Below are 26,170 nucleotides of genomic sequence, written 5' to 3' on the forward strand. Positions count from 1 at the left end.
TACAGGAGTTGCTGTGACTGATGCTGAAATCGCGAAATCAAAGGGATTTTCATCCGTATCATCATTGACAAATTGCAACGTACCTGATTTATTTCCTGCTGCTGTCGTATCGACTTGAACTTGCAGGTTAGCACTTGCACCTGCTGCGAGAGTTGTCGGTAAATTTCCAACTAAGCTAAATCCAGTTGGTAGGGTAAGGTTGCTGAGGTTTAAAGCTGCTGTACCGAGATTTTGGACTGTAAAGGTTTTGGTGAGAGTGCCACCAATTAATGCACTGCCAAAGTCGATCGCACTTATCGTACCATCAACTATATCTGTTGTGCCGTCTAAAACTTGGATTTCTGGTAATGGTGTAGCTGTGACTGATGCTGAAATCGGGAAATCAAAGGGATTTTCATCCGTATCATCATTGACAAATTGCAACGTACCTGTTTTATTTCCGGCTGCTGTCGTATCTACTTGAACTTGCAAAGTCGCACTACCAGCGGCTGCAACTGTTGCAGGTAAATTTCCGACAATGCTAAATCCGGTTGGTAAAGTCAGGTTGCTAAGGTTTAAAACTGCTGTACCAAGATTCTTGACGGTAAAGGTTTTGTTGAGAGTCGCACCGACTGTGACACTGCCCAAGTCGATCGCACTTGCAGTACCATCAACTATATCTGTTGTTCCATCTAAAACTTGAATTTCTGGTAAGGGAGTTACGTCGTTATCGGTGTTAGTCACCGCGACATCTGTGGGATTAAATCCGTTGTAATTAGTGTCCGTACTGGTAGCGGCGGCGGTGACAATGTTATAGGCTTTATTCCCATCTACTAGATTGTCATCAACTCCCGTTGCGGTGACTGTTTGGGGAGTATTCCAATTCGCTGAGGTGAAAGTGACTGAAGTTGGGGAAACTGTTCCTTCGGCGGTGTTATCGCTGGTTACACCTACTGTCACATCTGCCGTCGGTTGAGTGTTGAGTTGAACTGTAAATGTAGCTTTCCCTCCGGCTTCTGTGGTGTTTCCACTAATGGCGGAAACTGTAAATCCGGCGGTGTCATTATCGGTATTAGTCACCGGGACATCTGTGGGATTAAATCCGTTGTAATTAGTGTCGGTACTGGTAGCGGCGGCGGTGACAATGTTATAGGCTTTATTCCCATCTACTAGATTGTCATCAACTCCCGTTGCGGTGACTGTTTGGGGAGTATTCCAATTCGCTGAGGTGAAAGTGACTGAAGTTGGGGAAACTGTTCCTTCGGCGGTGTTATCGCTGGTTACACCTACTGTCACATCTGCCGTCGGTTGAGTGTTGAGTTGAACTGTAAATGTCGCTTTCCCACCAGCCTCGGTAGTAGTTAATCCTGTGGTTGGTGTGATGGTAATGCCAGCATTATCATTATCAGTAATTGCCACACTTTGGTTAGTAGTAGTACCTAATCCTATCCCTGTGGACGGGTTGCTAATTGTTAAAGTAGCTGTTTCCACACCTTCGGCAATTAAATCATCATTAACTGTTAGGGTGACTTGCCCCGTATTACTTCCATCTGGTATCGTGATTTGAGTGGGCATAGCAGCGGTAAAATCAGCAGCGCTAGCAGTACCAGTTAATGCTAAGTTAAGTGTTTGAGCGCCGAAGACGTTACCTTCTGCAGTGGCGGTAAAGGTAATAGCAGTTTTCCCGGCTTCGCTGGCAGTATTTGTGCTGGCAGTGAGGTTAACTTTCGGTACGGGAATGGTGATATTAAAGGTGGCTATGTCAGAAAGGTCAACACCACCATTCGCCGTACCACCGTTATCTTGCAGTTGCACAGTTACGGTGGCAGTACCGGGTTTGCCAGTGGGAGTGTAGGTCAGCGTGCCATTGGTTGCTACACTTGGTTGAGTTGTAAATAGGGTGTTGTCGGTGTTAGTAACCGTGTAGTTGCTAACTGTTTGAGTGGCTTCATCGCCGGGGCCGAAAGTAACGTTATTTACCCAATTACTGACGGTTTGAACTGTATTTGTCCAAGCTGTTAGGGTTTGATTGCCTAAGTTGCTGAAGCTGGGTTTGTCGTTGACGGGGGTAACGGTGATGGCTGCGGTGTCGGTAGCGGTGCTGAAGACTGTGCTACTGCCGTTGGTGCTGCTATTAGCGGTGCCGCCGTTGGTGCCAGAGAGCGTATCCCAGGCGCGGAAGGTGATGCCGTTGGTGACGGTGCCGTTGTAGTTGGCGTTGGGTTGGAAGTAAATGCGGGTATTGGCATTGGCGGTGAGTAGGCGAGCATTGGTATTGGATACTGCGCCCAAGGCGTTCCAAGTAGTACCTCCATCTATGGTGTAAAACCAACTGCCGTTAGTGTCGGCGGCGGTGATGGCGATGCCTGCCACTGCGCCAATGTCGGGGTCGGTGATGTTTGTACCTATAGCAGCAATAGATGAGATGAGGTTGCCGACAGCGCCAGTGGGAGCACTAGAGTCTTCTAGGATGTTGGTGAGGGTGACGGTGGTATCGGCAAGGACGGGTGCAGTGTTGATGCTGCCGTAAACATCGTTATTATCTTGGTTAATTCCTTGACCGTTGGCGGGGGTGTTGGCAGCGGGAGCGCCAGCTTGGTTGGCAGCGGTGTTGCCGGTGAAAGTTGCTCCAAATGACATGACAGTGGGTAGTGCGGTGGGCATTCCCTGATCGCGACCATAGCGGTTGAAAAGAGAACGCATGGCAAAAAGTGCCCCACCTTTACCTTTGCCGTTGCCACCTTTGCCGTTGTTGCTGTAGCGGCCGTAGCCGCCGGTGGCGATGCCGCCTGTAGCAGTGTTGTTGGTAAATGTGGTGCTGTTAAGGATGAGAGTACCTTGACGGATGAATACTGCACCCCCCATGCCGTCGCCGCCGTTGTAGTTGCTAATGCGGAAGCCGCCGCCACTTGCGCCACCACCTCCGGGACCGAGGCCGCCGAAGCCGTAGCCGCCGCCGCCGCCGTAGCCACCGCTGCCGTTGCCGCCGGAGCCGCCGTAGCCACCTCTGCCGTTTCTACCGCCGAAGTTACCTCCGCCTGCGTTGCCACCTCTGCCGAAGCCACCGCCGCCGCCGAAGCCGCCGTTGCCACCGTAGCCATTAGCGCCGTTGCCACCGCCGAAGCCGCCGTTGCCACCGATACCAGTGCCGCCGCCGCCGCCGAAGCCGCCGTTGCCACCGTAGCCAGTGCCGCCGTTGCCACCGTTGCCGCCGTTGCCGCCGGTGCCGGTGCCGCCGTTGCCACCGATGCCGCCGTTGCCGCCGGTGCCGGTGCCGCCGGTGGCGGTGCCGCCGTTGCCACCGGGGCCACCGTTGCTGCCAGTCTGGTTGGCACCATTATTAGCCGGAGTGAGAGGCACAAAATTAGCACTGCCACCCGTGCTACCAACCCCACCATTTCCGCCAATGGCAGAGTTGTTAGAAAAGGTGACAGAATTCAGGCTGACTGTACCGTTATAAACAAACAAGCCACCCCCCATACCTGCGCCCCCACCATTACCATCTCCGCCCTGGGCACGCCCCCCCCTCATGGTCATGTTGGTGAAACTGACGGTTCCAGACTTCACAAAAAAGAGGCGAACGTCACCCGTATCATTGATGCCACTGTTATTGGCATCTCCACTGACTGTGAAACCGCCACCAATAAAAGCGATATTGCTATCGATTAGCTGATTCGGAATTTGCGTAAACGTGACATTTGTTTGGAGAGTAATTGTGTCATCTCCGGCTGCGGTATTAGCATCTAAAATTGCTTTGCTTAAAGTACCTGCTACAGTGCCCGTGCCATCATCGGTTGCCACTGTGACATTAAAATTTGCCAGTGTATAGTCATAATCTTCCATCGCCTGCCGATTAAACGGTACGGCGGATTCAATCTGACCCGTTACTATTTCTAAATCCCAGTCGCCCCCTTTAGCTGCAGAACCCGTCAAGTCGTTAGAGGCTGCGACATCTGCACCTGTGAGTTCACTCAATCGCTTGACAAATTTATTGCCAGTTTCTGTGGCGGCTACATCGCATCCATAAAGTAGGATATCTCCGTTCTCTGTCAGAGCCTTTCCCCACTGTTTTAGCTGAGTGTTGAAAGTTTCTATATCATTCTCATTGAGTACGTCGGCACCGAGTTGGAAACTGCCTTGGTTGCCGTGTGAAAGGATGTGTACGGCTTCTATGTCTTTTTGATTGGCTAAGGCGTTTGTAATTTGTTCGATGCCGCTCAAATTGTTATTTAAAATGAAAATTTGAGCGGCATCGGCGTTTTGAATAAGGCTTTGATAGTCTAGTACGGATGAGTCTACGAAAATAATTTGGTTGTTCACGGTAGATTACCTGATAGTTTTTGCTTGCTCTTAGATCTCAATACTCGTCAAAAATCTATGTTAATTTTGCTTTCGCTACAATGGCGCTGGCGCGGCTATATGTTGCATCTGTCCAAAAAGATAAGCCATCAAATCGCTCAAACAAATCGGGGGGTAAAATGGTTTTTCTAGGTTTAAACTCGACTTGCGGTCGCACCTGATGTAACCCTTGTGTTTTCAGCTTATTATCAAATTCTGGCTCTTGATATTCAACACTATCAAAATCATGCTCAAAATGGTCTTCACCAATAAATTGATAAATCAACGACATGGTTTTAGCGGGGTTTATGGTTAATAGCTCGTAATCAACCAAGAGGAGAGAGGCACTCTGTTCGCTGTAAAATGCTTCTTTAAGGGCGTTATAAGCATAACCCACTAAACGCGAACCTTGGCTTAATGCCTCCGTGCGACTGTAGACTGTAGCCCGTTCCGCTGGATTATTAAATAACCGGGAAACATCAAAGGCGTTACGCCGAATCAGTAGCTCGATGCTGTCCATAATCCAAGCGATGTTTCTGACACAGCAGATGACTTTCGCTTCCGGAAATAGTTCCTGAATTAATGGCAATTTGCTGCACCAAAGGCGATTGGTATCGAAGACAATTTCTTTATCAACTTGCGGGTGGTAGTAAGCAGAAAAGATGCTCATAATCAGCGCCCGTTTTTGTTCAGGCGAAATAAACGTGGAAAACTCATTGTCTTCGCTCATGGCTTCCAACATTCGCTCTACTAAACCCCCCACGGGGCTAGTCATGGCGGCGTGAAACCGGGGGTTTTGTCGCAGGATGGCTGCTAGTAAGGTAGAGCCTGAACGCGGCAATCCCGAGATAAAGTGGGCTTTCTGGAGCATCCAGTTGGAATATATTTAAGGTGGGCAAGTAGTCGGCATTTGAAGAGAAGAAAGCCATCGCTTTTGCGGTTGCTACTTGCTGTATCATTGCAGACTATTGACTTTCAATAATCTCTGGAGGCCAGACAGTGCATCCAGCATCTGAGACGGTATCTGCTTTAAGTTGGATGTTGCATAACTTTACGGAATTACCGCCGAGTTTATTGCAAAATCTATCTTGCGGTAGATGGCAGTCAACTGAGTTTAGGATTATACACTCGCGAGTGGGAGAAAAGTGCAATCGAACTCGGCCAATAATAATCATAACCTCGGTCATTGCTTTGGAAAAAAGTCTGCTCAGAGAAATCTTGACCAAAATCAGTCCTGACCGAACCCGCAACCCAAGCGTTGGGGGGTCTTCTACCGGGATTCTGGGATCTAAGAAGGTTTTTTGGTCGATCGAACTTCTGCAATTCTCAATTACCAATCAAACAATCTAATTGTGCTTGCATTTGAGTTGTAACTAAATCGAAACAAGCATCAACATAATCGCGATCGCGCGCCGCCTCCGAACCATACCTCTCAAATACAATCGGTTCGCACACGCGAGTCCGAATTTGCACGGGTAAAGGCAGGTTCGGCAAAGGCCCAATACCCAATCCCCAAGGCAATCCAAAATACACCGGAAATACCACCGGATCGATGCCCAACAACCACGGCATACCCCATTCATGCAATTGCTTAACTTGTTCGTACAAATCTGCCAAAACTATCAAAGTATCGTGGGCACCGTGGGATATAATTGGTACAATTGGTACTTCTTCTCGCAATGCTAATTTGATAAATCCCTTGCGCCCCGCAAAGTATATTTGATCGCGCAAATGGTAGGGGCGAAAAACATCTTGAGCGCCGCCCGGATAGACAAGAACTGCGGCATTTTTCCGCAAAGCTGCGATCGCCATTTTTGGATGTGCCTGGAGGGCACCACACTCAACCCCCATACTAGCAATCTCTGGGGAAACCTTCCATACCGTGGGGTGCATCAATCCGTAGGCCAAGCGTTCCGTGCCGTACCTGCGGAACCATTCGTATAGGAACATAAACATATCGGGAGCGGCGAGTCCCCCGTTGTGAGAACCGACAACGAGCATTTTTCCATGAGCGGGGACGTTGTGCCAGCCGTCGCTTTCTACGCGAAAATAGTAGCGGTACAGCCATTCCCAGATTGGCAACAGAAGCTTAATGAAGTCGGGATTGCGATCGTCTAAAGATAGACCGTCAAAGGGATATTTAGAGGATTTGCCGTCTTTTTTGTTAGTAGTTTTTGTCACTGCAAAGATATTTAACGCTTCGATCATTATATAGCAGAAGGAAGAAAATTCTAACTCTCGAAGAGAGAAGGCTTGAGTTATTTGGGAAAGGAGGAATAAGGGAGGAGATTAGTTGGGCTTTTCCTGTTCTTGTGTGTGGGCTAATCGCCCTCGCCCTGCGAAAAAAAAGATTTTTTTTATCATTAATATACTCCCATTCCGAAGGAATTTACCGCATTAGTTTCAGTAAGTGAAAACCTCATAAACATCGAGTGCGGTTGCTATAGCAATATAATTAAATCAGAATTGGCGCCAATATTTGGTTTCTGATTTGAGCGGGCTGGTTTTGTTCGGAGGTTTTGTGCTGGTTGTCTCCACAGGAACCAAACCGTTTGCAAACAGCTACAGCAACTGTCGCTGATGGCGGGGCGGCTTTAGCGACAAAAACACAACTGTGTCTCAAGCCGATAAGTTTCCGTTTTGGAAGATTTTATCAAATTGACGCCAGCCATCGGGTCAAGGCTAGCGATTGGTGCTGTTTGCCACAATTTTAAGAGGACTGACGCACGTACTACGATTTTCTCTCCGAAGATGTAGTGAAGCAATCTCAAACCCTTGATTTAACGCCCTTGAGTGCGTAAGTCTTGTTTTAGTAAGGTACGATCGACAGTGGAGATCGAAGAACTGTATCCGGCTTCCGACACGCCAGTACGACGATGGGGTCGAGCGCGCCAATCGCCTGTCACTCAGAATCTGGCAGCATCTCAAGCACCATCTCGGTCTCGAATCTGCCAAGAATTCACCTGAGATGTAGCCCCATATTACTCAACTGCAACAACTGACAGCTAAATAGTTTAACGAACACCTGACAAGATATTGGCGGACAACAGATGACTTGGATTCCTAGCAAACTGTCCCGCATTTAAACGGTTAACTGTTGACTGTTGACTTTCCGGCTCTCTCATTCCCTGACTCGGACACTCTCGCCTTGTCCCTTCCCGGCTCTGCCATAATGAGTCATTTATCGGCGTAGCAGCTTTATTTGTCTTCGCTCAACTCACCAAACATTAAATAATATAAATAAAACTTGACTTGTGGTCCTAAAAAAGTTATATAAAGCTTTTTGGTGGAAGACAAATCGATTTTTTTGCTATATTGACCTGCAATTAAGATAATGATTGTGGTTAAGTGAGGAGTTGAACGGATGAAAAACTTGAATTGCTGGAATAAACCCGCTGCATTGCTGGGCGCGATCGCGCTCTCCGCCGTCTGTGTGCAAGCGAAGGCGATCGGTGTTGCCGCCCCATCAACATCCACTGCCAGTCAGGATGGTGAAAATATTTCATTTGAAGATAGTGCCACCTTTCAAATAGCCCAAGCTGGCAACAGTTGCCGCAAAGTCACTCCCAAAGAAGGTTTGACCGTTCGCCAGAACCCAGACCCCAAATCCCCTAGAGTTGGCGGTGTACCAATTAACACTCAGGTAACGCTGTCCCAGGGCGCTACTTCAGTTAAAGCCTCCGACGGTCGCCTCTGGATTCCAATTACCGCTCCCGTAAAAGGGTATGTAGCTAGCGGATACCCCAACAACGAGGCTAATTTAGGTTCGTGCACGACAGCCAGCACCACAATTAGTCAAACTTCCCCTAGTCCGGCACCCGCACCCGCACCTGCTGCGACACCAGCACCGGCACCTGCACCGGCACCGCGTCCAAGTCCAGCACCAGCGCCAGCACCAGCGCCAGCACCAGCACCAGCGCCAGCACCAGCACCAGCACCAGCACCAGCACCAGCGCCAGCACCAGCACCAGCGCCTGCACCAGCACCAGCGCCTGCACCAGCACCAGCGCCTGCACCAGCGCCTGCACCTGCACCAGCGCCCGCACCAGCACCTGCAACGGGTCCGGTAAGTCTGTGCCGCCAAGTAGAACCTCGCGTAGCGCCGAGGGGTCTAGCTATCCGCACCGAGCCTTCCAAGACTTCTGCTGTTAAAGGCGGTGTAGCGGCTAACGGTCAAGTAACGCTTGTGCCGAACTTCCAGTTAGTGAAAGATAAGAATGGAGAAAATCGCAATTGGGTTGAGATTTCAGCCCCTGTGCCCGGATTCATCTCGGCTGGAAATTTGATTATGTGCAAGTAAATTTCTGAGTTCGATCGCTCTTTTTGACTAAAAGAGCGATCGACACCAAAAATAGTTTTAAGATTGTCGCGCAGCCAGGGAACAAGGCCGAACCCAGACTGCTTCTGCGGCTTACGAATGAATAACTTATTTCTATCGGGAAGCAGCGGTAGCGAATCTTTCTGTGCCTCTGTTTTTCGTGAGTAGGGTCAAGTCCTAGCTTGGTTCCTCGCAACCCACGCGGGATGAATGAATTTAAGCAAAAAGCCGATCGACCTTTCTAACTACAGATGCCGCTTGCCCAATCTTGGTGTCCGCGATTTGGTTGACACTTCGATTGTCGGCCAATCCAGACAATTTCCCACTTATTTGGCCTGAGTCTGAGTTCGATGCGGTGCCGCATTCCAGCAACAGAATCGTCAGCTAAACCGACGACGGTTTGGACAATTACCGCTGTTTCTCGCCTGGGATATTCAACCGAAATTTGGTCGCTTTTTCTGCCTTCAGATTCTCGGTCACTGCTAAAGAGTTTTGCTGCGATATCTTTGGGATTGGAGACGGTAATTTTGCGATCGGCAAGGAACTGTTTAGCGTTAATTGCTTCGTAGTTCGATCGGGCGGCGGGCTGCCCCATTGCTGCGATGGGAATTTGGATGCAGGCGAAAACAGCTAGGAAAAAGAGCGATCGCTTGACAATTGATTGGTTCATGAGGCTGCAGATTGTGCGAGAAATTTTTGTCTCCGAGATGCGAAAGCCGCCAACTCTGCCTCGGTGAATTGAGTTTGCTGCCATGAGGGACGCGAGATTAGTCGATCGCACCAAGCTTTAATTTTAGGATAGCCGTCTAGGGACACACCACCCCAAGATAGCAAGGGCACGACGGTGCCGGCAACGCACTCGGCAAAGGTAACAGTGTTGCTAGCGAAAAAAGGGCGATCGTCCAGCAAGCCTTCAAAGAATTTCAGCACAGTATCGACTTTTTCCTTAGCCTTTTCGATTTCCTGCGCTGGGGGAGTTCCCCGTCCCATTTTTTCACTGCTTAGGGGGTAAAGTTGCGGTATAAGTTCGTTAACCGTGACCAATTCTACCATCCTCACAACTGCCAAATCTTTCGGTTCTTTGGGCAGCATTGCCGGTTCGGGATACTTCGTTTCTAGATAGTCAAGAATTGCTAGAGACTCGACGACAGTAAAGTCATCATCGACCAAAACAGGGATGCGGTGAAAAGGATTGATTGCCACAAATTCAGGCTGCAAGTGATCGCCATCCAAGTGGATTTCTACTACTTCAAAGTCGAGGTTTTTTTCTAAGAGGGCGATCCAGACGCGGCGGGAGTTGGGGGAAATGGGAGTGTGGTAAAGTTTCATGATTCTTGCGTTGGTTGTTGAGAGAGTAAGCTGTTGAGGATTGAGTTGTCGAGTGCGCTTCTGAAAATATTTAGACTGTAGTCAATTTTACACGCCAATATAGTGAGCGCACTTCTCCAACAATAGGACATCATTACCTGTATCGCGATCAAGCCTAGATAGCAATTGATTTAAAAATCAATAAAAATCAGATTTCCAGATATGAACCGCACGCTGTGCTAGATGCCTCTGACGGACTGCAATCGCGTCGGGCGTCCAATCTTCTGCCATGATGTTCTTTGTTAAAGCATAAACACTCTGCTGATATTTTTGTACTTTAATCCTATAGTTTTTTTGTCCAATATCGCGATTAAAAGAAGGTTCCAAAAGAGTTAAATTACCAAGACGGTAAACCATGTCCTCTATCTGGATTTCAGTAAAATTTTGTCGCCAGTCATCAGTCGGTACTTCAGGTAAAATGTGTTCTATTGAAAAACTATCTTCATTAACCTCTATGCCAGAGGCATCTGCCTCTAAGTTGCAAAAAATGTAACGAACTAATTTACGCTTTTGATTTTTTGTAGATATAGAAAGCAAAGAAAAGTCCTGCTGAAATTTTTCATCCTTAACATAGCCCGGACGCAGTGCATCAAAAACCTGCCGGGTACCCGTTATTTTTCCGCTGGTAATGTCGAGCGCAGCGTTATTGTAAAGAAATTCTAATTCATTGGGATTCAAGCTGCTAACGATGCTGTAACGAAAGGAAATAGCAACTACAAGCTTTAGCAAGCGGGTAAAATCTTCAGGCGAGAACTTCTGATAAGCAGCAAATAGGGTTGGATATACCTGCTTGACCCGAAATAAGTTCAGCGCGCGAATATATGGTTGATTCTGTGGAGTATCGCGCCAGAATTCATCATTGGGACTACCAAGAGCTACAAATAAGCTGCTGAAATTCTCAAGTTTGTCAAGCAAGTCAAAAGCTTGTTGACCATCTTTGACAGATTCTCGAACTAATTTAAATAAGCGCTCGCGCCGCACTCGGGAATGATTTAGACTGAGATAGTAGCGCAAAAATGCGGGAAAATCCTCCATCTGAACCATATTAATAATCCGCTTCCACTGTCGCTGCGCCGCTTTTAAATCGTCTGGGCCTTGAAACAGTGAGAAAAGGTAATTCTTCAACAAATCGGTGGAAGTTAGCTCTAACCCCCTAGCATTCAGTGTCTCGAAAACAGTGTAAGCATTCAATTCATCTTCGACGCTAATTTGGATAAAAAGTAGCCGTTGAGCAACAGTATCTCCAAGAAAAGCAGTTAGCTTTTCTCCATCCTGAAATATGTCAGGCAGTTTTTCTAATTCTTTGGAAAAGTAATCAAAAGCTTGCCATAACAGTTGATTAGATTTCGACAGCGCTCGGATATTTAAGGGTTTTCTAAGATTGATCAGATTACTTTGATAAAAATCATCATTATTTTCATTTAAAAATAGTTTGCTAGAGTAACGGAGAGAACGCGGATCTCGATCGCCCAGATAAGTACGCTTGAGAATTTCTTGCCGATCTCGGTTGGCTTCAGGCTGAACATTTTGCTCTACCAACCGTCGGATTTTTTCAATAACAGCAACGGCAATAATGCTGAGAGTGGCTAATCGCTGTTGACCGTCGATGACTGTAAATTCTTTATCAGCAGTAGCGGAGCTTTGCAGAACGATCGCTCCCATATAATGGCTGACACTGAGGTTGTTGTGCAGCATCAAAATATCTTGCCAGAGGTCTTCCCAGTTCTCCTCCGTCCAGGAATAATCGCGTTGGAATGGCGGTACTCGATAGATTTTGCCATTGCTGATTAAGTCCCCGAAGCTAGTAGTCCGAGTATCTAAGAGGTTAGTACGAGCCATAGTACGAAATAATACAAGTTACTTTAATTGTAAAAAGCTGCTTCTATTATATGTAGAAGCAGCTTGAACAGAGATTTTAATTATTTTGTGTACGAATAATTATTCTGTATTGAGCGTTTAGTTAATTTCACTTCAGAGTTAAATTCATGCGTACAGTAAAAGCACTTTCTATTCTAATATAACAGGGCGGACATTATTGCCCGCCCTGTTATATTAGCGATTAGTAATCAAACGATCGACTTAGTAATCGAAGTCGCCGCCGCCCATGCCGCCGCCAGCGCCAGCAGCAGCAGCGCCATCCTTCGGTTCAGGCTTGTCAACAACGATGCACTCAGTTGTCAGCACCATACCAGCAATAGATGCGGCATTTTGCAGAGCAGAACGAGTCACCTTCGCGGGGTCAACGATACCAGCTTCAAACATATCGACAAACTCATTTGTCGCTGCGTTGAAACCGACGTTAAACGGCTTTTCTTTGACGCGCTCAGCAATCACAGCGCCATTCAAACCAGCATTTTCAGCAATCCGCTTCAGAGGAGCAGCCAGAGCCCGTGCCACAATCAAAGCACCGGTCAATTCTTCGCCCTTCAGGCTGCTGTTAGCCCACTCTTCTAATTGAGGAGTCAGGTGAGCCAAAGTTGTACCGCCACCAGGAACAATTCCTTCTTCGACAGCAGCTTTGGTTGCGTTGATCGCATCTTCAAGACGCAGTTTGCGATCCTTCATTTCTGTTTCGGTAGCCGCGCCGACTTTGATGACTGCGACGCCGCCAGCCAATTTGGCCAAACGTTCTTGCAGCTTCTCCTTGTCGTAGGAAGACTCGGTTTCGTCCATTTGACGGCGAATTTGTTCGCAGCGGGACTTGACCGCGGCTTCGTTACCTTCGGCAACAATTGTGGTGCTGTCTTTGGTGATGGTGATGCGGCGGGCTTTGCCGATCATGTCGAGCTTGGTGTTTTCCAGTTTCAAACCGGCGTCTTCGGTGATTAGTTGACCGCCGGTCAATACGGCGATATCTTCTAACATGGCTTTGCGTCGATCGCCAAAACCGGGTGCTTTAACAGCAGTCACGTTCAACACACCGCGCAGTTTGTTGACAACGAGGGTAGCTAGAGCTTCTTTCTCAATGTCTTCTGCAATGATCAACAGCGGGCGGCCGGAACGAGCTACTTGTTCGAGCACAGGTACTAAATCTTGTACCAAAGCGATTTTCTTGTCTGTCAGCAAGATGAAAGGTTCTTCTAGAATCGCTTCCATCCGTTCGGTGTCAGTGACGAAGTAGGGAGAAATGTAGCCTTTGTCGAAGCGCATCCCTTCGGTGATTTCCAATTCGGTGGTCATAGACTTCCCTTCTTCCAGGGAAATCACGCCTTCCTTGCCCACCTTGTCCATTGCGTTAGCAATCATTTGACCGACTTCATCGTCGTTACCAGCAGAGATGGAGCCGACTTGAGCGATGGCTTTGGAATCTTCTACTTGTTTGGCGTGTTCGGCAATTTTTTCTACCAAAAACGTGGTTGCTTTGTCCACACCGCGCTTGAGGGCGATCGCATTTGCGCCGGCTGCTACGTTACGCAGACCTTCTTTGACCATTGCGTGAGCCAAAACGGTAGCAGTTGTGGTACCGTCGCCTGCTGCGTCGTTGGTTTTGGAAGCTGCTTGACGGATCAGGGCAACGCCTGTATTTTCTACGTGGTCTTCTAGTTCGATTTCTTTGGCGATGGTAACACCGTCATTGACGATCTGAGGAGCTCCGAATTTCTTTTCGAGAACCACGTTACGGCCTTTGGGGCCGAGGGTTACGGCCACTGCTTCGGCCAGAATGTCCATACCGCGTTCGAGGGCGCGACGTGCATTTTCGTTGTAGATGATACGCTTAGCCATAGTTTTTGGGGATTTGAGGGTTTGAGATTTTGGATTGGGGATTATGGATTTTAGTCATTTGTCCCGTGTCATTAGTTGTTTGGCGGCGTTCGCTTTAAACTAATGACTGATGACTAAGGACTGATGACTAATGATTAATTAGTTAACGATCGCCAGAATGTCTTTTTCTGCAAGCAAGACGTATTCGTCTGTGCCGAGTTTGATGTCGGTGCCGGCGTACTTCGAGTAGAGAACTTTGTCGCCGACTTTGACTTCCATTTCAGTGCGGCTGCCGTCGTCGTTGCGCTTGCCGGGGCCCACGGCCGCGACTTCGCCTACTTGGGGCTTTTCTTTTGCTGTGTCGGGCAGAAGGATGCCGCCGGCGGTTTTTTCTTCGCTAGCGCTTACTTTTACGAACACGCGCTCGCCTAACGGTTTAACGGTAGAAACACTCAGTGATACTGCTGCCATAAATAAATCTCCAGATTACAGATTGTCGTGAGTCAGTCGTCAGGGGTCACGATGAAAGCAACAGCGGACTACTTACAACTGACATATTAGCACTCTCGACTCCTGAGTGCTAATTTAGCTTTAGTCAGGGGCGATCGCAACTTAGTTGTCAGTACGGGTTCCCGAACCGAGCATGAGTTGGAGGAAGGAGAGGGGGGAGTGGGGGCTGTGGTGATGACTTTCGACCGCTAACCAATTACTTTTGATTGATGAATACAATGACCGAAAATAACGAGGAATCTTGCAGCCAAGGCTTGAGCGCTTGCGTCCAAAGCCTGGGAATCGCTCAAATCGAGCGGCATATTTTTATCTGTGCCGACCAAACCGTGCCCAAGTGCTGCGATCGGCAAACCAGTCTGGAGGCGTGGAATTACTTAAAAAAACGCTTGCAAGAATTGGGGTTGGACAAGCCAAGTGCCACTCGACCAACCTGCGTCTTTCGCACGAAAGCCAATTGCCTGCGAGTATGCGCGTCTGGCCCGATTATGGTAGTCTATCCAGACGGAGTGTGGTATCGCGACGTTACTCCCCCCGTCATTGAGAGAATTATTCAGGAACATCTCCTAAACTCAAAAGTCGTTCAAGAATACGCTTTCTTAACTCATCCTTTGCCTGTGCCTTCTGAGGCCCAGCCAAACATTTAAGTATAGCGCTGTTTAAAGTACAGGGTTATAGGTAAAGTGTTAAATTTAAGGTTAAGGGTGAGAATTTGAGACAGTTTGGCGTCCGGGCGATCGCACCTGCTACAGTTCACTAAAACTGTAGTTAGGTTCTTGTCTTCCTTGTGCGGCTTCCCGTGCTCCTGGTGTTTCTCAAAAGGTACAGTAAAAAAAATCGATGCGAGGAACTGTGAAATTTTGTGCAAAAATTTCTCAGTGGCAGACACTAAGCAGGTTGCCAAACTACACTAGAAACAGTTAAATACGTAAGTAGGGAGTCTGCTTAAATTTCTCTATATCAGAAGTATCATTTAAAACCGGGGCATTAACCTGAAATTGAACCGATCGAGATTAAATATTTAACTTGGGCTCTGTTAGCGAGTCTCCAATCAATCAAGGCTGATCTTGATACGGCGATCGTGCATTACAGGTTTGGGCTGCATTCCAGGTCGTAAGACACTGACAAACAGCCGTCAATTATATGGTTGGAAAGCGGTAATACCCGCCCCGCTTTCCCTCACCGCCATCCCTTCAGCCGACCGTCGTCCTCCACTCCCAGCCTGGTGGCGGGGGACTGACGGAAAAAACAGAAGTGAAAACAAGGAAGTGTGCGGGATACTTTAGCGGGAATAAACATGACAAAGGACAATAATTCAGGAGAGCAAAAACGGCTGATGCTGGTTGACGACGACCCCAACTTGATCTTGCTGGTCAAGGACTACTTGGAGTTTCGGGGTTACAACGTCATTACAGCAGAAAACGGCAGAGACGCTCTGGAAAAACTAGAACAAGAAGTTCCCGACTTGATTATCTGCGATGTGATGATGCCGGAAATGGACGGCTACACTTTAGTCAAACACATCAGAGAAGACCCTCGCACTAACTGGATTCCGGTTCTTTTCTTGTCCGCAAAAGGTCAAAGTTCAGACCGAGTAAAAGGCTTGAGCACTGGGGCTGACGTTTATATAGTCAAGCCTTTTGAACCAGAAGAACTGGTAGCCCAAGTGGAATCTTCTCTGAAAGCAGCATCCCGCTTGATTCGCCACTCAAATCCCGGTATGGAGAGTGGCCCAAAAATTAAGGCGCGCCGCAATGTCGAATTGACTCCCACTGAGTTAAAGGTGGTACAGTTGCTAGCCCAGGGTATGGCAAACCGCCAGATCGCAGACGTGATGAATGTCAGTCAGCGGACTATCGAAAGCCACGTCAGCAATATGCTGGGCAAAACAGGTCTGCACAACCGGACAGAGTTAGCTCGCTGGGCTCTTGAAAGCAAAAAGGCTTGAGCGGACGTACTCTGCGCTATGAAATCAGGGGAGCAAAATCTACTGCTATGCGCTTCGGTATGCCTGCTTGGCGGTAGGGCGGTACGGCGGTAGTTTGAAGGCGCCATTAACCTTGACACGGCAGCCGGTATTGAGTTACTAGGCGTATAGTTTTTGAGGGCACCTCGCTCAAATGCAAGCAGGCTTAAAAGAACCCTCTGGCGGTAGAGCCGAAAATATGAAATACTGGGGAGATGGAGTTTTCTGAAGTTTAATCTATTGCCTCAGTTAGCTCCATGTTGCTAAAATGTGATATTTAGATTAACTTCTTTCTACAATTATTAGGTCTAAGTTTCTATGACAAACTTAATGAACCGCCTTTCTATTTTTGTGGACGGGAACAATATGTTCTACGCTCAACAAAAGAACGGCTGGTTTTTTGATCCTCGCAGGGTGCTCGAATATTTCAAAACTTCGCAGCCGAATGTCATCTTGATCAATGCTTTCTGGTATACGGGTCTGAAAGACCCCCAAGATCAAAGGGGATTTCGAGATGCTTTAATCAGTCTAGGTTACACGGTTCGCACAAAAATTCTTAAGGAATATTACGACGATGCTTCGGGCAGATATTCTCAAAAGGCTAATTTAGACATAGAAATTGTGGTTGATATGTTTAATACCGTGGATCAATACGACCAAGTTGTGCTCTTTAGCGGGGATGGGGATTTTGAGCGGGCGATCGAACTGCTCCGCTCGAAAAATACTCATATTACTGTGGTATCCACCGAAGGAATGATTGCTAGAGAGTTACGAAATGCTACAGATAGGTATATAGACCTAAATGAAATTAGGGAACATATCGAGAAGATGGATTATTAGTCATTAGTCAGTAGTTATTAGTCATTAGTCATTAGTCATTAGTCAGTAGTTATTAGTCATTAGTTAGGGGTTAGGGGTTATTAATTATTCGTTATGGGCGCGAGACAGAGGACTGGTGGCTGGAGGCTAAAATCCAGAAAAACGGACAAGTAAAAATCAGGAAAACACTTTTTTAGAGCTATGAAAACTCAACCAAGTCAAGACCGGATTATTATTTTCGATACGACTTTGCGGGACGGAGAACAATCTCCGGGTGCATCTCTGAATGTGGATGAAAAGCTGACGATCGCTCGCCAGTTAGCGAGATTGGGCGTGGATGTGATTGAAGCGGGTTTCCCTTTCACCAGCACGGGAGATTTCGAGGCCGTCCAAAAAATAGCCCGATCGGTTGGCACGGAAGATGGTCCGACAATTTGCGGTTTAGCACGGGCGAGAAAGCCGGATATTAAAAGAGCAGCAGAGGCTCTGAAACCAGCAGCAAATGCGCGAATTCATACGTTTCTGGCTACGTCTGATATTCACTTGGAGCACAAGCTGAAAAAGACGCGGGCTGAGGTTCTGGAAATTGTGCCGGAAATGGTGGCTTACGCTAAGTCTTTTGTGGATGATGTGGAGTTTTCGCCGGAAGATGCTTGTCGATCGGAACCGGAGTTTTTGTATCAAGTTCTGGAAAGGGCGATCGCAGCGGGTGCGACTACTGTTAATATTCCCGATACTGTCGGCTACACAACTCCGAGCGAGTTTGGGGCTTTGATTCGGGGAATTAAGGAAAATGTGCCGAATATCGATCGCGCAATTATTTCGGTTCACGGTCACAATGACTTAGGATTGGCTGTTGCTAACTTTTTGGAAGCCGTAAAAAATGGTGCCAGACAGTTAGAATGCACAATTAACGGGATTGGCGAACGGGCGGGAAATGCAGCTCTGGAAGAGTTGGTAATGGCGCTTTACGTGCGGCGCCAATATTATAATCCGTTCTTGGGCCGGCCTGCTGATTCTGAGGAACCGCTGACAAATATTGACTCGCGCCAAATTTACAAAACTTCCCGCTTGGTTTCCAATTTGACGGGGATGTTGGTGCAGCCAAATAAGGCGATTGTCGGGGCAAATGCTTTCGCTCACGAGTCGGGAATTCACCAAGACGGGGTGCTGAAAAATAAGCGGACATACGAAATTATGGACGCAGAGTCGATCGGCTTGACAGAAAATCAAATCGTCTTGGGTAAATTATCCGGCCGCCACGCATTTCACACTCGCTTGAAAGAGTTGGGTTTTGAAATGGCAGACGATGAGCTAAATAAGGCTTTTGTCAAGTTTAAAGATTTGGCAGACAAGAAAAAAGAGATTACTGATTGGGATTTAGAGGCGATCGCCAATAACGAAGTGCACCAAGCACCGGAACTGTTCCGGTTAGAATTGGTGCAGGTTTCTTGCGGTGACAAATCTCGCCCGACAGCAACTGTCACTGTGCGGAATCCGGCGGGCGAAGAATTGACCGATGCTGCGATCGGCACTGGGCCTGTGGATGCGATTTACAGGGCAATTAACCGGGTGGTAAACGTACCGAACGAGTTGATCGAGTTTTCTGTACAATCGGTAACAGCGGGCATAGATGCGATCGGTGAAGTAACAATTCGCTTGCGCCACGAAGGCAAAGTATTTTCCGGTCACTCAGCCAATACCGACATTATCGTAGCGTCCGCAGAAGCATACATCAGCGCTTTAAATCGCCTGTATCAGGCATTGCAGTCTAATCCTGAAAAAGCCTCGGAACAGCCAACTGCGATCGGAAACCAAGTTGTTGCAAAAGCACAGCGCTGATAAATTTACTGTCAGCCATTTTTCTTGAAACAAACCGCAGACGAACCCAGATCGAAGCAGATAAATCTCAATTAATCTGCCTGAATCCGGGTTTATCTGCGGTTTAAAATTACTGTTTTTACTAATAACCAACTCTTGAAAAATGCAAGACGAAACTTTAAAAAAAGAGCGGCAATTCCACGATGCTTGGGCATCCACAATCGATATTGACGGCATTCGAGTCAATGATTACTTTGAAGCTTGTACCGCCCCAGAAAATAGATTTATCGTCCAGCAAATGGGCGATATTACAGGCAAACGCCTGTTAGATTTAGGCTGCGGCGCGGGAGAAAATAGCGTTTATTTTGCTAAAAAAGGCGCCGATTGTGTGGCTGCGGACTATTCTCAGGGCATGGTAGAAGTTGCTCTGAAATTGGCTGAGAAAAACGGCGTCAAAATAGACGGCTGCACGGTGAATGCAATGGCAATGGATTTCCCGGACAATAGTTTTGATATTGTTTATGCTTCTAATTTGTTGCACCATTTACCGGAACCAGAAAAGGCAATTCGCGAAATGCACCGCGTCCTGAAGCCTGGGGGTAAAGCTTGTTTTTGGGACCCGATGAAGCACAATCCGGTGATTAATGTTTACCGCAGGATGGCGACTGAGGTGCGCACGGAGGATGAAAGTCCTTTGGATATTAATATTGTAAATTTTGTCAAGTCTTTGTTTTCCGAGACGGCTTATGATACGTTTTGGCTGACATCGCTGTGGATTTTTTTGCGCTTTTATTTAATCGAAAAAGTGCATCCGAATGAGGAGCGTTATTGGAAAAAGATTATCATTGAACAACAGAGATTGAAACCGGAATACTCTCGATTGGAAGGGTTTGATGGGTTTTTGAAGAAGTTGCCTTTGATGAAGCGCTTGGCTTGGAATTTGGCTGTTGTGGCAACGAAGTAATTAAAAGAAGTACAATAAGTCAAAGCATTTAATTAAGAGGCTAATTATGCCAGAAACTATTACTGCTATCTACGAAAACGGGGTTTTTCGTCCCTTGAGTTCTGTGTCTTTCAAGGATGGGGAAACTGTGCAGATTCAACTCTGGCCACATGATCCAAAAAAGCAGGCAGAATTGGCAATCGAGTTTTTAGTTGACCGAGGATTGGTGACTCCACTACCTAACGCTGCCCATAACGTCGAGGCTGTCACTGATGAAGATGTGTATGAATTGGCTAAAAGATTAGGGGCAAAACCGGGCAAGCCTCTATCGGAAATGATTATCGAGGATCGCGGCCCGTGGTAAACATTTATTTTTTGGATAGCAGCGCCCTCATCAAAAGATATGTGGTTGAAATTGGCAGCCCTTGGATAAAAACGCTCACGGATTCCCAGACTGGTAACTCGCTGCTTGTAGTCCGCATCACCTGGGTGGAAGTTCTTAGTGCTTTTGCACGCAGACAACGTGAAGGCGGTATAACTGCTGCGGAAGTGGCTGCACTTATTCAAAAATTTCGCTCGGAATTCAATAGTCGGTATAGAGTTATCGAAGTTGATCTGGCACTGGTTGAAAGGGCGGGTGAACTAATTGTTCAATATCCACTGCGGGCTTATGATGCTGTGCAATTGGCGACTGCTTTGCGCGTTCAATCTGTTTTAACATCAATGCCAGAGACTCAACTAATTTTTGTTTCGGCGGATAACAGGCTGCTGAATATTGCTCAGTCTGCCGGATTGGCGATCGACAATCCTAATAATTATCCGTAATCAAGCGGTTTGTAGTGAGGAATGCACGTCTTCATACCAATCAGAGGACTAAAGTCATCACTAGAAACTAATTTTAGTGCGATCGTTATTTATAGGATTTCTTTCAAAGTTTTAACTAATATGTGATTTTGTTCCTCCGTACCTATACTAATCCGCAATTTGTCTTCTAATCGCGGCTGATTGAAGTATCGAATCAATATTCCCCGTACTTTGAGTGTTTGATAAATTCTTTCTGCATCGCCGTTTGGTGGCCGCACTAACAAAAAGTTGGTTTGCGAGGGCAAAACGTCAAAGCCTAATTCCTGGAAGCTAACGGCTAGTTTTGCTCGCGAAGCCTTAATCTTTTCGGCGTTGGCCGTTTTGTGGTCTCGATCTGCGATCGCAGCCGCCCCCACTGCATAGGCTAAAGCATCCACATTATAGCTGTCTTTGATTTTATTTAATTCTGCCAGCAGCGCCGGATTTGCTATGCCAAAACCCAGCCTCAATCCTGCTAGGGAATAACCTTTTGAGAGCGTCCTCAAAACTATAACATTGCTGTAGTTTTTTGTCAAGTTCAAAGCATTGTCTTCGGCGAAATCTACATAAGCTTCGTCGATGACAAGGATGCCCGATAACTCTTTAGCCAGTTTCTCCAAATCTGCAATAGATATGGCTGTTCCCGATGGACTGTTTGGCGAAGCTACAAATGTCACAGCACCTCGGGCTGCTATTAGCAAATCGACTGGTAACTTGTAGTCGTCGGGATAAGGAACTTCAACAAATTCTGCATCTTGAATTTCGGCCAAAGTGCGGTACAATACATAGGTAGGCGCGGGACAAACAATCTGTTTCCCTGATTCGCCCACAGCGCGAACTATCAAGTTTAATAAATCGTCGCTGCCGTTACCTACAACAATCCAATCGTCAGCAACTCCCAAAACTTGACTAGCAGCAATGCGGAAACTTTTGCCCGTTGGATCGGGATAGCGCCGCAGCATTTCTCCGTCTATTTCCTGAAGCACTTTTAAGGCTTTGGGAGAAGGCGGATAGGGATTTTCATTAGAATTTAGTTTAATAATTTTTGTGCCTAGCGGTGGCTGTTCCCCCGGCACATAGCCAGACATTTCGTGGATGTTTTTGCGAAAATAATTCATCTATTAATTGAGTTTGTGGAACGGGCATCTTGCCCGTTCTTGATAATGGTGCAAGATATCAAGTTAAACAAATTATATCAAACAATTAGTGACTATCCGTGTTATACCCAAATCAATTAACTTTTGCATATCCGCTCGATCGTCCACCGTCCAGGCCACAATGTCAACTCCCTGACTCCGGCTTTCTTGAATTAGTGCGGGGTTTTCCAGCAAAACGCGATACTGGCTGCTAATCAAATTATCGTGATAGGTCACAGCTTGAGCTAATTGAGTTTTGTACGCTTCTAGATTAGCAACAATGTGTCCGATCGCCAAATCGGCAGATAGCCGCCGCACTTGTTCCAGAAATCCATCGTTAAAGGAAGTAATAACGCATTTTTGTTGAATTTCTTCGCCCTTCAAAGTATTGACAAAATCGGCGACATCTGCATCCGACCACTCGCAGTGAGGTTTAACATCAAAGTAAAGAAATTTGCCAACATTTTTGAGTATGGTTAATGATTCTTTTAAAGTAGGAATCTTTTCTTGTGAAAATTCATCGCTAAACCATTTTCCCGCATTAAGTGTCTGCAATTCAGACAGGGTAGTTTCCCTAACTTTGCCAGAAACTCCAGTGATTCTATCTAATGTGGCGTCGTGAAAAATCACTGCTACGTTGTCGGCGGATAGCTGGATGTCAAATTCGATCGAATCAGCTCCACGGGCGATCGCCAGTTCAAAAGCTGCTAAAGTATTCTCGGGGGCGATCGCCGAAAATCCCCGATGTGCGATAATTTCTAAATTCACTGTCTTGTGCCCTCTAAAAAATCTGCCACAGTTTGATTAAAAGTTTCCGGTTCAGTCAAAAAAGACCAGTGATTCCCGGGTACTTTTGCAACGGTAAGATTTTTCAAGTATCTCTTGTATGGCTGCATTTGCCAAGCCATGCGATTTACGCCTTTTTCCGGCTGTAGAAACAAAGTCGGTATCTCAATATTTTCAGTTAAACCCGCAACTTTCATCACTTCTGCAAATATCTGATTTCTGGCTGCAATCGCAAATTTACTGCCCCAACTTCCGTCGGATTTTTGTTCGATTTGGTGTTGGAATACCATTTGCTGCAAGTCACTCCAATCTGCGTATTCTCCCGATTGTTTTGCTGCTGCTTCTGCTTGGGATAAAGTCGCAAACGGGCCCACACATTTGAGACAGTCTAATTTTCGGTAAACAATTGGCAGGGTGAGTTTCATCGCGGCGGGCAGTTTGGTGATGAAGATGGGGTCTACTAAAATCATACTGCAAAAGCGATCGGGATTTTGCCTCGCCCAAATCGCTGCTAGTTTTCCCGTCCAAGAATGTCCTAAAATGTGTGCGTCAGACCAGTTGAGATGTGCCATCAAAGCTTCTAAATCTGCGATCGCACTTTCAAAAGTATAGCCTGTGTTCGGTTTGCTACTCTCTCCGTGACCGCGCATATCTGGCGCTACAATATGATAGCGGTTGGAGAAATAATTGCCCAAGCTAGTCCAGACACACGAACTATCTGCTAAACCGTGTAACAACAGCAAACGCGGAAGTTTTTTACCTGTTTCTGGCTTCCATTCTAGGTATGAAAGTTCCCTTCCTGGCAGGTGCAAAGTGTTACGAATTGGCATGATTAGGTGGTTTTATAGTTGTATAAATTTGATTTAACTTTTTTATGAACAGGCAAGATGCGTGTTCCACAAAAAGTGAATTTTCTTCAACATTTTTCATAAACAGGCATCTTGCCTGTTTCACAAAGAATAAATCTTCTTGTGGGGTGGGGTGGGCTTCTAGCCCGCCCTTCTAACTTAACCTTTGCCCTTCAAACTCAACAAGATAAACTGAGTTTTCTGCGCTTCATCAAAATTGTCATCGCTGACCAAAACTAGACTCTGGCTGCCATCTGGCAAGCGCGGGCCGAGGGTCATCCCTTCTAAATTGTACAGCGGAATTCCGAGTTGGCTTAAGTCTAGCAGCAACTTTTTCTTAACAGGTTCGACTGCCACTCGCCCTTTAAAACTCTGGATTCTCGAAGTATCTGTAGCCGCCCCAACCGCTACTTGATAAATCCTAGCGCCGTATCCCGACAGCCCAAAAGAACGTTCTAAACTCAGAATCTGACCGCCACCGACAGTTACTAATTCTGTTAAACCGTTCAAAATAGTCATGGGAACTTGGTCGAGGGTATAAAGATTTTCTGAGACTAATTGCGGCGTTTTATCGACGATAATATAATGTAAAAGACGGAGTTTGCTTGCCTGTTCCGGGTCTAAATCTTGCATTAACGGCGCTTCCGTAGCTGCGAACAAACGAAACGGATCTAGACCGCCCGGACTAAAGGTTTCTGGGTCTATGGTTAAAGATTCAAAACCTAAATTGTCCCCCACTCCTTGCTGCTGTTTTTCATCGCTGGCATCGGGAATATACCGCTTTGGTATCGGCAATTTTCCGCGCATTTGCCCTGTTTTGAGGTCAAATTCACCGAGAAAAGGAGGGATGCCAACATGAGTAACGCCTTCGCTGGCGACAAATACTGAGTTGCGGGGAGAAAGGGCGATGCCTTCGGGATTGATGGAACCCCAAGAGAAGGTTTCACCGTCTGCTTTTTTGAGGGATGTAACGCCTTCAACGGTAACTTTTTTCAGGCGAATATTTGCTGGATCGCTTGATGTGAGGTCGAGTCGGATACTGTAAAATCTGGCTTCTCCGTTTTCGCTGGGGTCGTCGGAAAGAGCGTAAAAGCGATAAGCTTTGGAATTGACTGCGCTAATACCTTTGGGGTCGTAGGTAATTCCTGACAAACCGCCGACTGGTGCTCCTTCAAAATTGATTTTTGGCAATTCGTACTCGCCCAAAAATTCTAGAGACATTTCTGGAAAAGAGCGGTCCTTTGCAACTGCGGGAGGGGGGGCGCAAGCTGTGCAAACAGTTAACAGAATTAGGGCTAGACTGAATAAGCATAAAATACGTTGGCGAAGCCCTCGAAGAGGATCGCCCAGCGTCTTTAAATCCCAATAATTGCTCAGTGCGGTGACATTTATTTTGTTGCTCTTGTTGAACAGTTTGCTTTTGTGCCATCTTTGTGACATAATTTATACCGTTTTGTAGATATGCAAAACTTGATGTTTCCAGAAGAGATGCCAAATCGCGGCAACCAAATTTTGAGAATGAGAAGTTCTGTGCCAATTGGGTGCTTGCTTTTCTTGTGGCTGTGTGCTGGTTCTATTGCTAGCGCCCAAACTAATCCACCAGGCCTCGATCAATTTTCTCCTAATCCTTTAGAAATTACCACACCCGATCCCCTAGCTCCCGCTAATGAATCTTTGAGCAGCACTCAGCGGGACGAACTGACCGCGGCTTTGGAGCAGTTAAACTTAGAAGCAGCGGCTAAACTGGAAGCTGGAGACGGCGCGGGTGCTTTTGAAATTTGGTTCCGAGAATTGCGGCTGCGTAGGTATTTGGGGCCGACGGCGGAAATTGCTGCTTTGAGTCGGGTGGGAAGTGTTGCTTGGAGTAACGGTAAAAACCTCGAACTACAGCTTATTACCAAACGGTTGCAAGCAATTCAAAAAGAAGTCAAATCCCAAGTACCACTTAATACTGAGTTGCTCCCCGCCTTCGCTGCAGCTTTTCAGCAGGTGCGCGCTAAAGGCCCGACTGTAGAAGTTTACCAAGAAATTCTCGAAAATGCGCGCCAAAACGAAGATATATTGGCTCAAGGTCAGATTTTGAAGGCGATCGGGCTAATTCACATCAATTGGTTGAGTTACGATAAAGCTGCTCCGGTGTATGAGGAATTGGCAACTTTAATTCAGGAAAACCGCGCTTTATTTGCTGCTAATTCTGCTGTGCCAAATTCTGCTGTAGTTGCGGGAAACGGCGCGCCGCCGCAGCCTGTAACTCCTCCAACTGAGGTAGATACTCTCAGACAGTTAGCTTACGTTTACCAGCAGTCGAAACAACCCCTAAAGGCGATCGCAGCCAGGGAAAAACTAGCATCGGTGTATCTTAACTTGCAAAACCCGAGTGCTATACCACCGATCAAAATTTCGATCGCCAGCGATTATCAAACCATAGGCCAAATCAATTTAGCAGCTCAATACTATCAAGAAGCATACAACTTAGCCGTTCCCATTCAACAGTATGCCCAAGCTAGCGAAGCTTTGGATAAATTAGCATTGCTTTACCGAGCGCAAAAGCAGTGGGAGCAGACTTTGCGGATTTATCAAATGCAGTTGCTGTTAGAAGAGCGGGCTGACAATTTCTACGGATTGATGAACGCTTATGACAATATTGGTCAAGTTTATCAAGAGATGAAGGCTTACGATAAAGCTTTGGAATCCTATCAAAAAGGGTTGGACGTGGCTAAAAGATTGGGACACAGACAAGAGTATTTTGCTAAGAAAATTCAAAAAGTTAACAAGCAGTTGCAAAAAACTTCGTAG

The 26,170-nt window shown here is 46.8% G+C and carries 23 protein-coding genes; 10 read left to right on the forward strand and 13 right to left on the reverse strand.

The features are described 5' to 3' along the window. The 3 genes from QUA27_RS14140 to QUA27_RS14150 form a co-directional block, all read right to left on the reverse strand. A partial coding sequence (locus QUA27_RS14140; protein WP_333068649.1) for a DUF4347 domain-containing protein occupies positions 1 to 4,299 on the reverse strand: 4,299 nt, incomplete at its 3' end. Between the two features lie 55 nt (positions 4,300 to 4,354). Then, on the reverse strand, positions 4,355 to 5,188 hold the full coding sequence (locus QUA27_RS14145; protein WP_333068651.1) for a sulfotransferase family protein: 834 nt from the start codon (positions 5,186 to 5,188) through the stop codon (positions 4,355 to 4,357). Positions 5,189 to 5,643: 455 nt separating this feature from the next. Beyond that, positions 5,644 to 6,525, reverse strand: a complete 882-nt coding sequence (locus QUA27_RS14150) for a lysophospholipid acyltransferase family protein (RefSeq protein ID WP_333068652.1) — start codon at positions 6,523 to 6,525, stop codon at positions 5,644 to 5,646. 344 nt (positions 6,526 to 6,869) lie between these two features. Between QUA27_RS14150 and QUA27_RS14155 the strand changes: the two genes are divergently transcribed. Then, positions 6,870 to 7,031: a hypothetical protein gene (locus QUA27_RS14155; RefSeq protein ID WP_333068653.1), complete on the forward strand. Its 162-nt coding sequence runs from the start codon at positions 6,870 to 6,872 to the stop codon at positions 7,029 to 7,031. A 66-nt stretch (positions 7,032 to 7,097) separates the two neighbouring features. Here the strand turns inward: QUA27_RS14155 and QUA27_RS14160 are convergent, their stop codons facing one another. Beyond that, positions 7,098 to 7,223 (reverse strand): hypothetical protein, encoded by a 126-nt coding sequence (locus QUA27_RS14160; protein WP_333068654.1) that lies wholly within the window; start codon positions 7,221 to 7,223, stop codon positions 7,098 to 7,100. Between the two features lie 458 nt (positions 7,224 to 7,681). Between QUA27_RS14160 and QUA27_RS14165 the strand changes: the two genes are divergently transcribed. Continuing rightward, complete coding sequence (locus QUA27_RS14165) at positions 7,682 to 8,617, forward strand: SH3 domain-containing protein (RefSeq protein ID WP_333068655.1); 936 nt, start codon at positions 7,682 to 7,684, stop codon at positions 8,615 to 8,617. A 259-nt stretch (positions 8,618 to 8,876) separates the two neighbouring features. On the opposite strand, the gene QUA27_RS14170 is transcribed toward QUA27_RS14165, so the two are convergent. The 5 genes from QUA27_RS14170 to groES all read right to left on the reverse strand — a co-directional run bounded on the left by QUA27_RS14170 (position 8,877) and on the right by groES (position 14,176). Next, the gene (locus QUA27_RS14170; RefSeq protein ID WP_333068656.1) at positions 8,877 to 9,305 is read right to left on the reverse strand and encodes a hypothetical protein; all 429 of its coding nucleotides are present in this window, start codon (positions 9,303 to 9,305) and stop codon (positions 8,877 to 8,879) included. Then, the gene (locus QUA27_RS14175) at positions 9,302 to 9,964 is read right to left on the reverse strand and encodes a glutathione S-transferase family protein (protein WP_333068657.1); all 663 of its coding nucleotides are present in this window, start codon (positions 9,962 to 9,964) and stop codon (positions 9,302 to 9,304) included. Before QUA27_RS14175 ends, QUA27_RS14170 begins: the two co-directional genes overlap by 4 nt. A 177-nt stretch (positions 9,965 to 10,141) precedes the next feature. After that, on the reverse strand, positions 10,142 to 11,842 hold the full coding sequence (locus QUA27_RS14180) for a DUF262 domain-containing protein (RefSeq protein ID WP_333068659.1): 1,701 nt from the start codon (positions 11,840 to 11,842) through the stop codon (positions 10,142 to 10,144). A 240-nt stretch (positions 11,843 to 12,082) separates the two neighbouring features. Next, entirely contained in the window at positions 12,083 to 13,726 is a 1,644-nt protein-coding gene (gene groL, locus QUA27_RS14185; RefSeq protein ID WP_015174510.1) for a chaperonin GroEL, read from the reverse strand. Positions 13,727 to 13,864: 138 nt separating this feature from the next. Beyond that, positions 13,865 to 14,176, reverse strand: a complete 312-nt coding sequence (gene groES / locus QUA27_RS14190) for a co-chaperone GroES (protein WP_006633072.1) — start codon at positions 14,174 to 14,176, stop codon at positions 13,865 to 13,867. A 257-nt stretch (positions 14,177 to 14,433) separates the two neighbouring features. Between groES and QUA27_RS14195 the strand changes: the two genes are divergently transcribed. From QUA27_RS14195 to QUA27_RS14225, 7 genes are all read left to right on the forward strand, one after another. Then, a complete protein-coding gene (locus tag QUA27_RS14195) occupies positions 14,434 to 14,859 on the forward strand; it encodes a (2Fe-2S) ferredoxin domain-containing protein (protein ID WP_333068660.1) in 426 nt (141 codons plus the stop codon). A gap of 650 nt (positions 14,860 to 15,509) precedes the next feature. Next, complete coding sequence (locus tag QUA27_RS14200) at positions 15,510 to 16,160, forward strand: response regulator transcription factor (RefSeq protein ID WP_006633074.1); 651 nt, start codon at positions 15,510 to 15,512, stop codon at positions 16,158 to 16,160. Positions 16,161 to 16,496: 336 nt separating this feature from the next. Continuing rightward, positions 16,497 to 17,018: a LabA-like NYN domain-containing protein gene (locus QUA27_RS14205; protein ID WP_006633075.1), complete on the forward strand. Its 522-nt coding sequence runs from the start codon at positions 16,497 to 16,499 to the stop codon at positions 17,016 to 17,018. Between the two features lie 180 nt (positions 17,019 to 17,198). Next, positions 17,199 to 18,839 (forward strand): 2-isopropylmalate synthase, encoded by a 1,641-nt coding sequence (locus QUA27_RS14210; RefSeq protein WP_333068661.1) that lies wholly within the window; start codon positions 17,199 to 17,201, stop codon positions 18,837 to 18,839. A 142-nt stretch (positions 18,840 to 18,981) separates the two neighbouring features. Beyond that, a complete protein-coding gene (locus tag QUA27_RS14215; protein ID WP_333068662.1) occupies positions 18,982 to 19,782 on the forward strand; it encodes a class I SAM-dependent methyltransferase in 801 nt (266 codons plus the stop codon). A gap of 46 nt (positions 19,783 to 19,828) precedes the next feature. Beyond that, positions 19,829 to 20,125 carry an antitoxin family protein gene (locus QUA27_RS14220; RefSeq protein WP_333068663.1) on the forward strand — a complete coding sequence of 99 codons (297 nt, stop codon included), beginning with the start codon at positions 19,829 to 19,831 and terminating at the stop codon, positions 20,123 to 20,125. Beyond that, positions 20,119 to 20,586, forward strand: coding sequence for a type II toxin-antitoxin system VapC family toxin (locus QUA27_RS14225; RefSeq protein ID WP_333068664.1), 468 nt, complete (start codon positions 20,119 to 20,121; stop codon positions 20,584 to 20,586). Before QUA27_RS14220 ends, QUA27_RS14225 begins: the two co-directional genes overlap by 7 nt. Before the next feature lie 89 nt (positions 20,587 to 20,675). On the opposite strand, the gene hisC is transcribed toward QUA27_RS14225, so the two are convergent. The 4 genes from hisC to QUA27_RS14245 all read right to left on the reverse strand — a co-directional run bounded on the left by hisC (position 20,676) and on the right by QUA27_RS14245 (position 24,814). Further along, positions 20,676 to 21,722 carry a histidinol-phosphate transaminase gene (gene hisC / locus QUA27_RS14230; RefSeq protein ID WP_333068665.1) on the reverse strand — a complete coding sequence of 349 codons (1,047 nt, stop codon included), beginning with the start codon at positions 21,720 to 21,722 and terminating at the stop codon, positions 20,676 to 20,678. 72 nt (positions 21,723 to 21,794) lie between these two features. Beyond that, a complete protein-coding gene (locus QUA27_RS14235; protein ID WP_333068666.1) occupies positions 21,795 to 22,508 on the reverse strand; it encodes a glycerophosphodiester phosphodiesterase in 714 nt (237 codons plus the stop codon). Beyond that, positions 22,505 to 23,356: an alpha/beta fold hydrolase gene (locus QUA27_RS14240; protein ID WP_333068667.1), complete on the reverse strand. Its 852-nt coding sequence runs from the start codon at positions 23,354 to 23,356 to the stop codon at positions 22,505 to 22,507. Before QUA27_RS14240 ends, QUA27_RS14235 begins: the two co-directional genes overlap by 4 nt. 177 nt (positions 23,357 to 23,533) lie before the next feature. Continuing rightward, on the reverse strand, positions 23,534 to 24,814 hold the full coding sequence (locus QUA27_RS14245; protein ID WP_333068668.1) for an esterase-like activity of phytase family protein: 1,281 nt from the start codon (positions 24,812 to 24,814) through the stop codon (positions 23,534 to 23,536). A gap of 21 nt (positions 24,815 to 24,835) precedes the next feature. Between QUA27_RS14245 and QUA27_RS14250 the strand changes: the two genes are divergently transcribed. Further along, on the forward strand, positions 24,836 to 26,170 hold the full coding sequence (locus QUA27_RS14250) for a tetratricopeptide repeat protein (protein WP_333068669.1): 1,335 nt from the start codon (positions 24,836 to 24,838) through the stop codon (positions 26,168 to 26,170).

It is taken from the genome of Microcoleus harperi Pol14_C6, from assembly GCF_036701295.1.
Taxonomy (GTDB): domain Bacteria; phylum Cyanobacteriota; class Cyanobacteriia; order Cyanobacteriales; family Microcoleaceae; genus Microcoleus.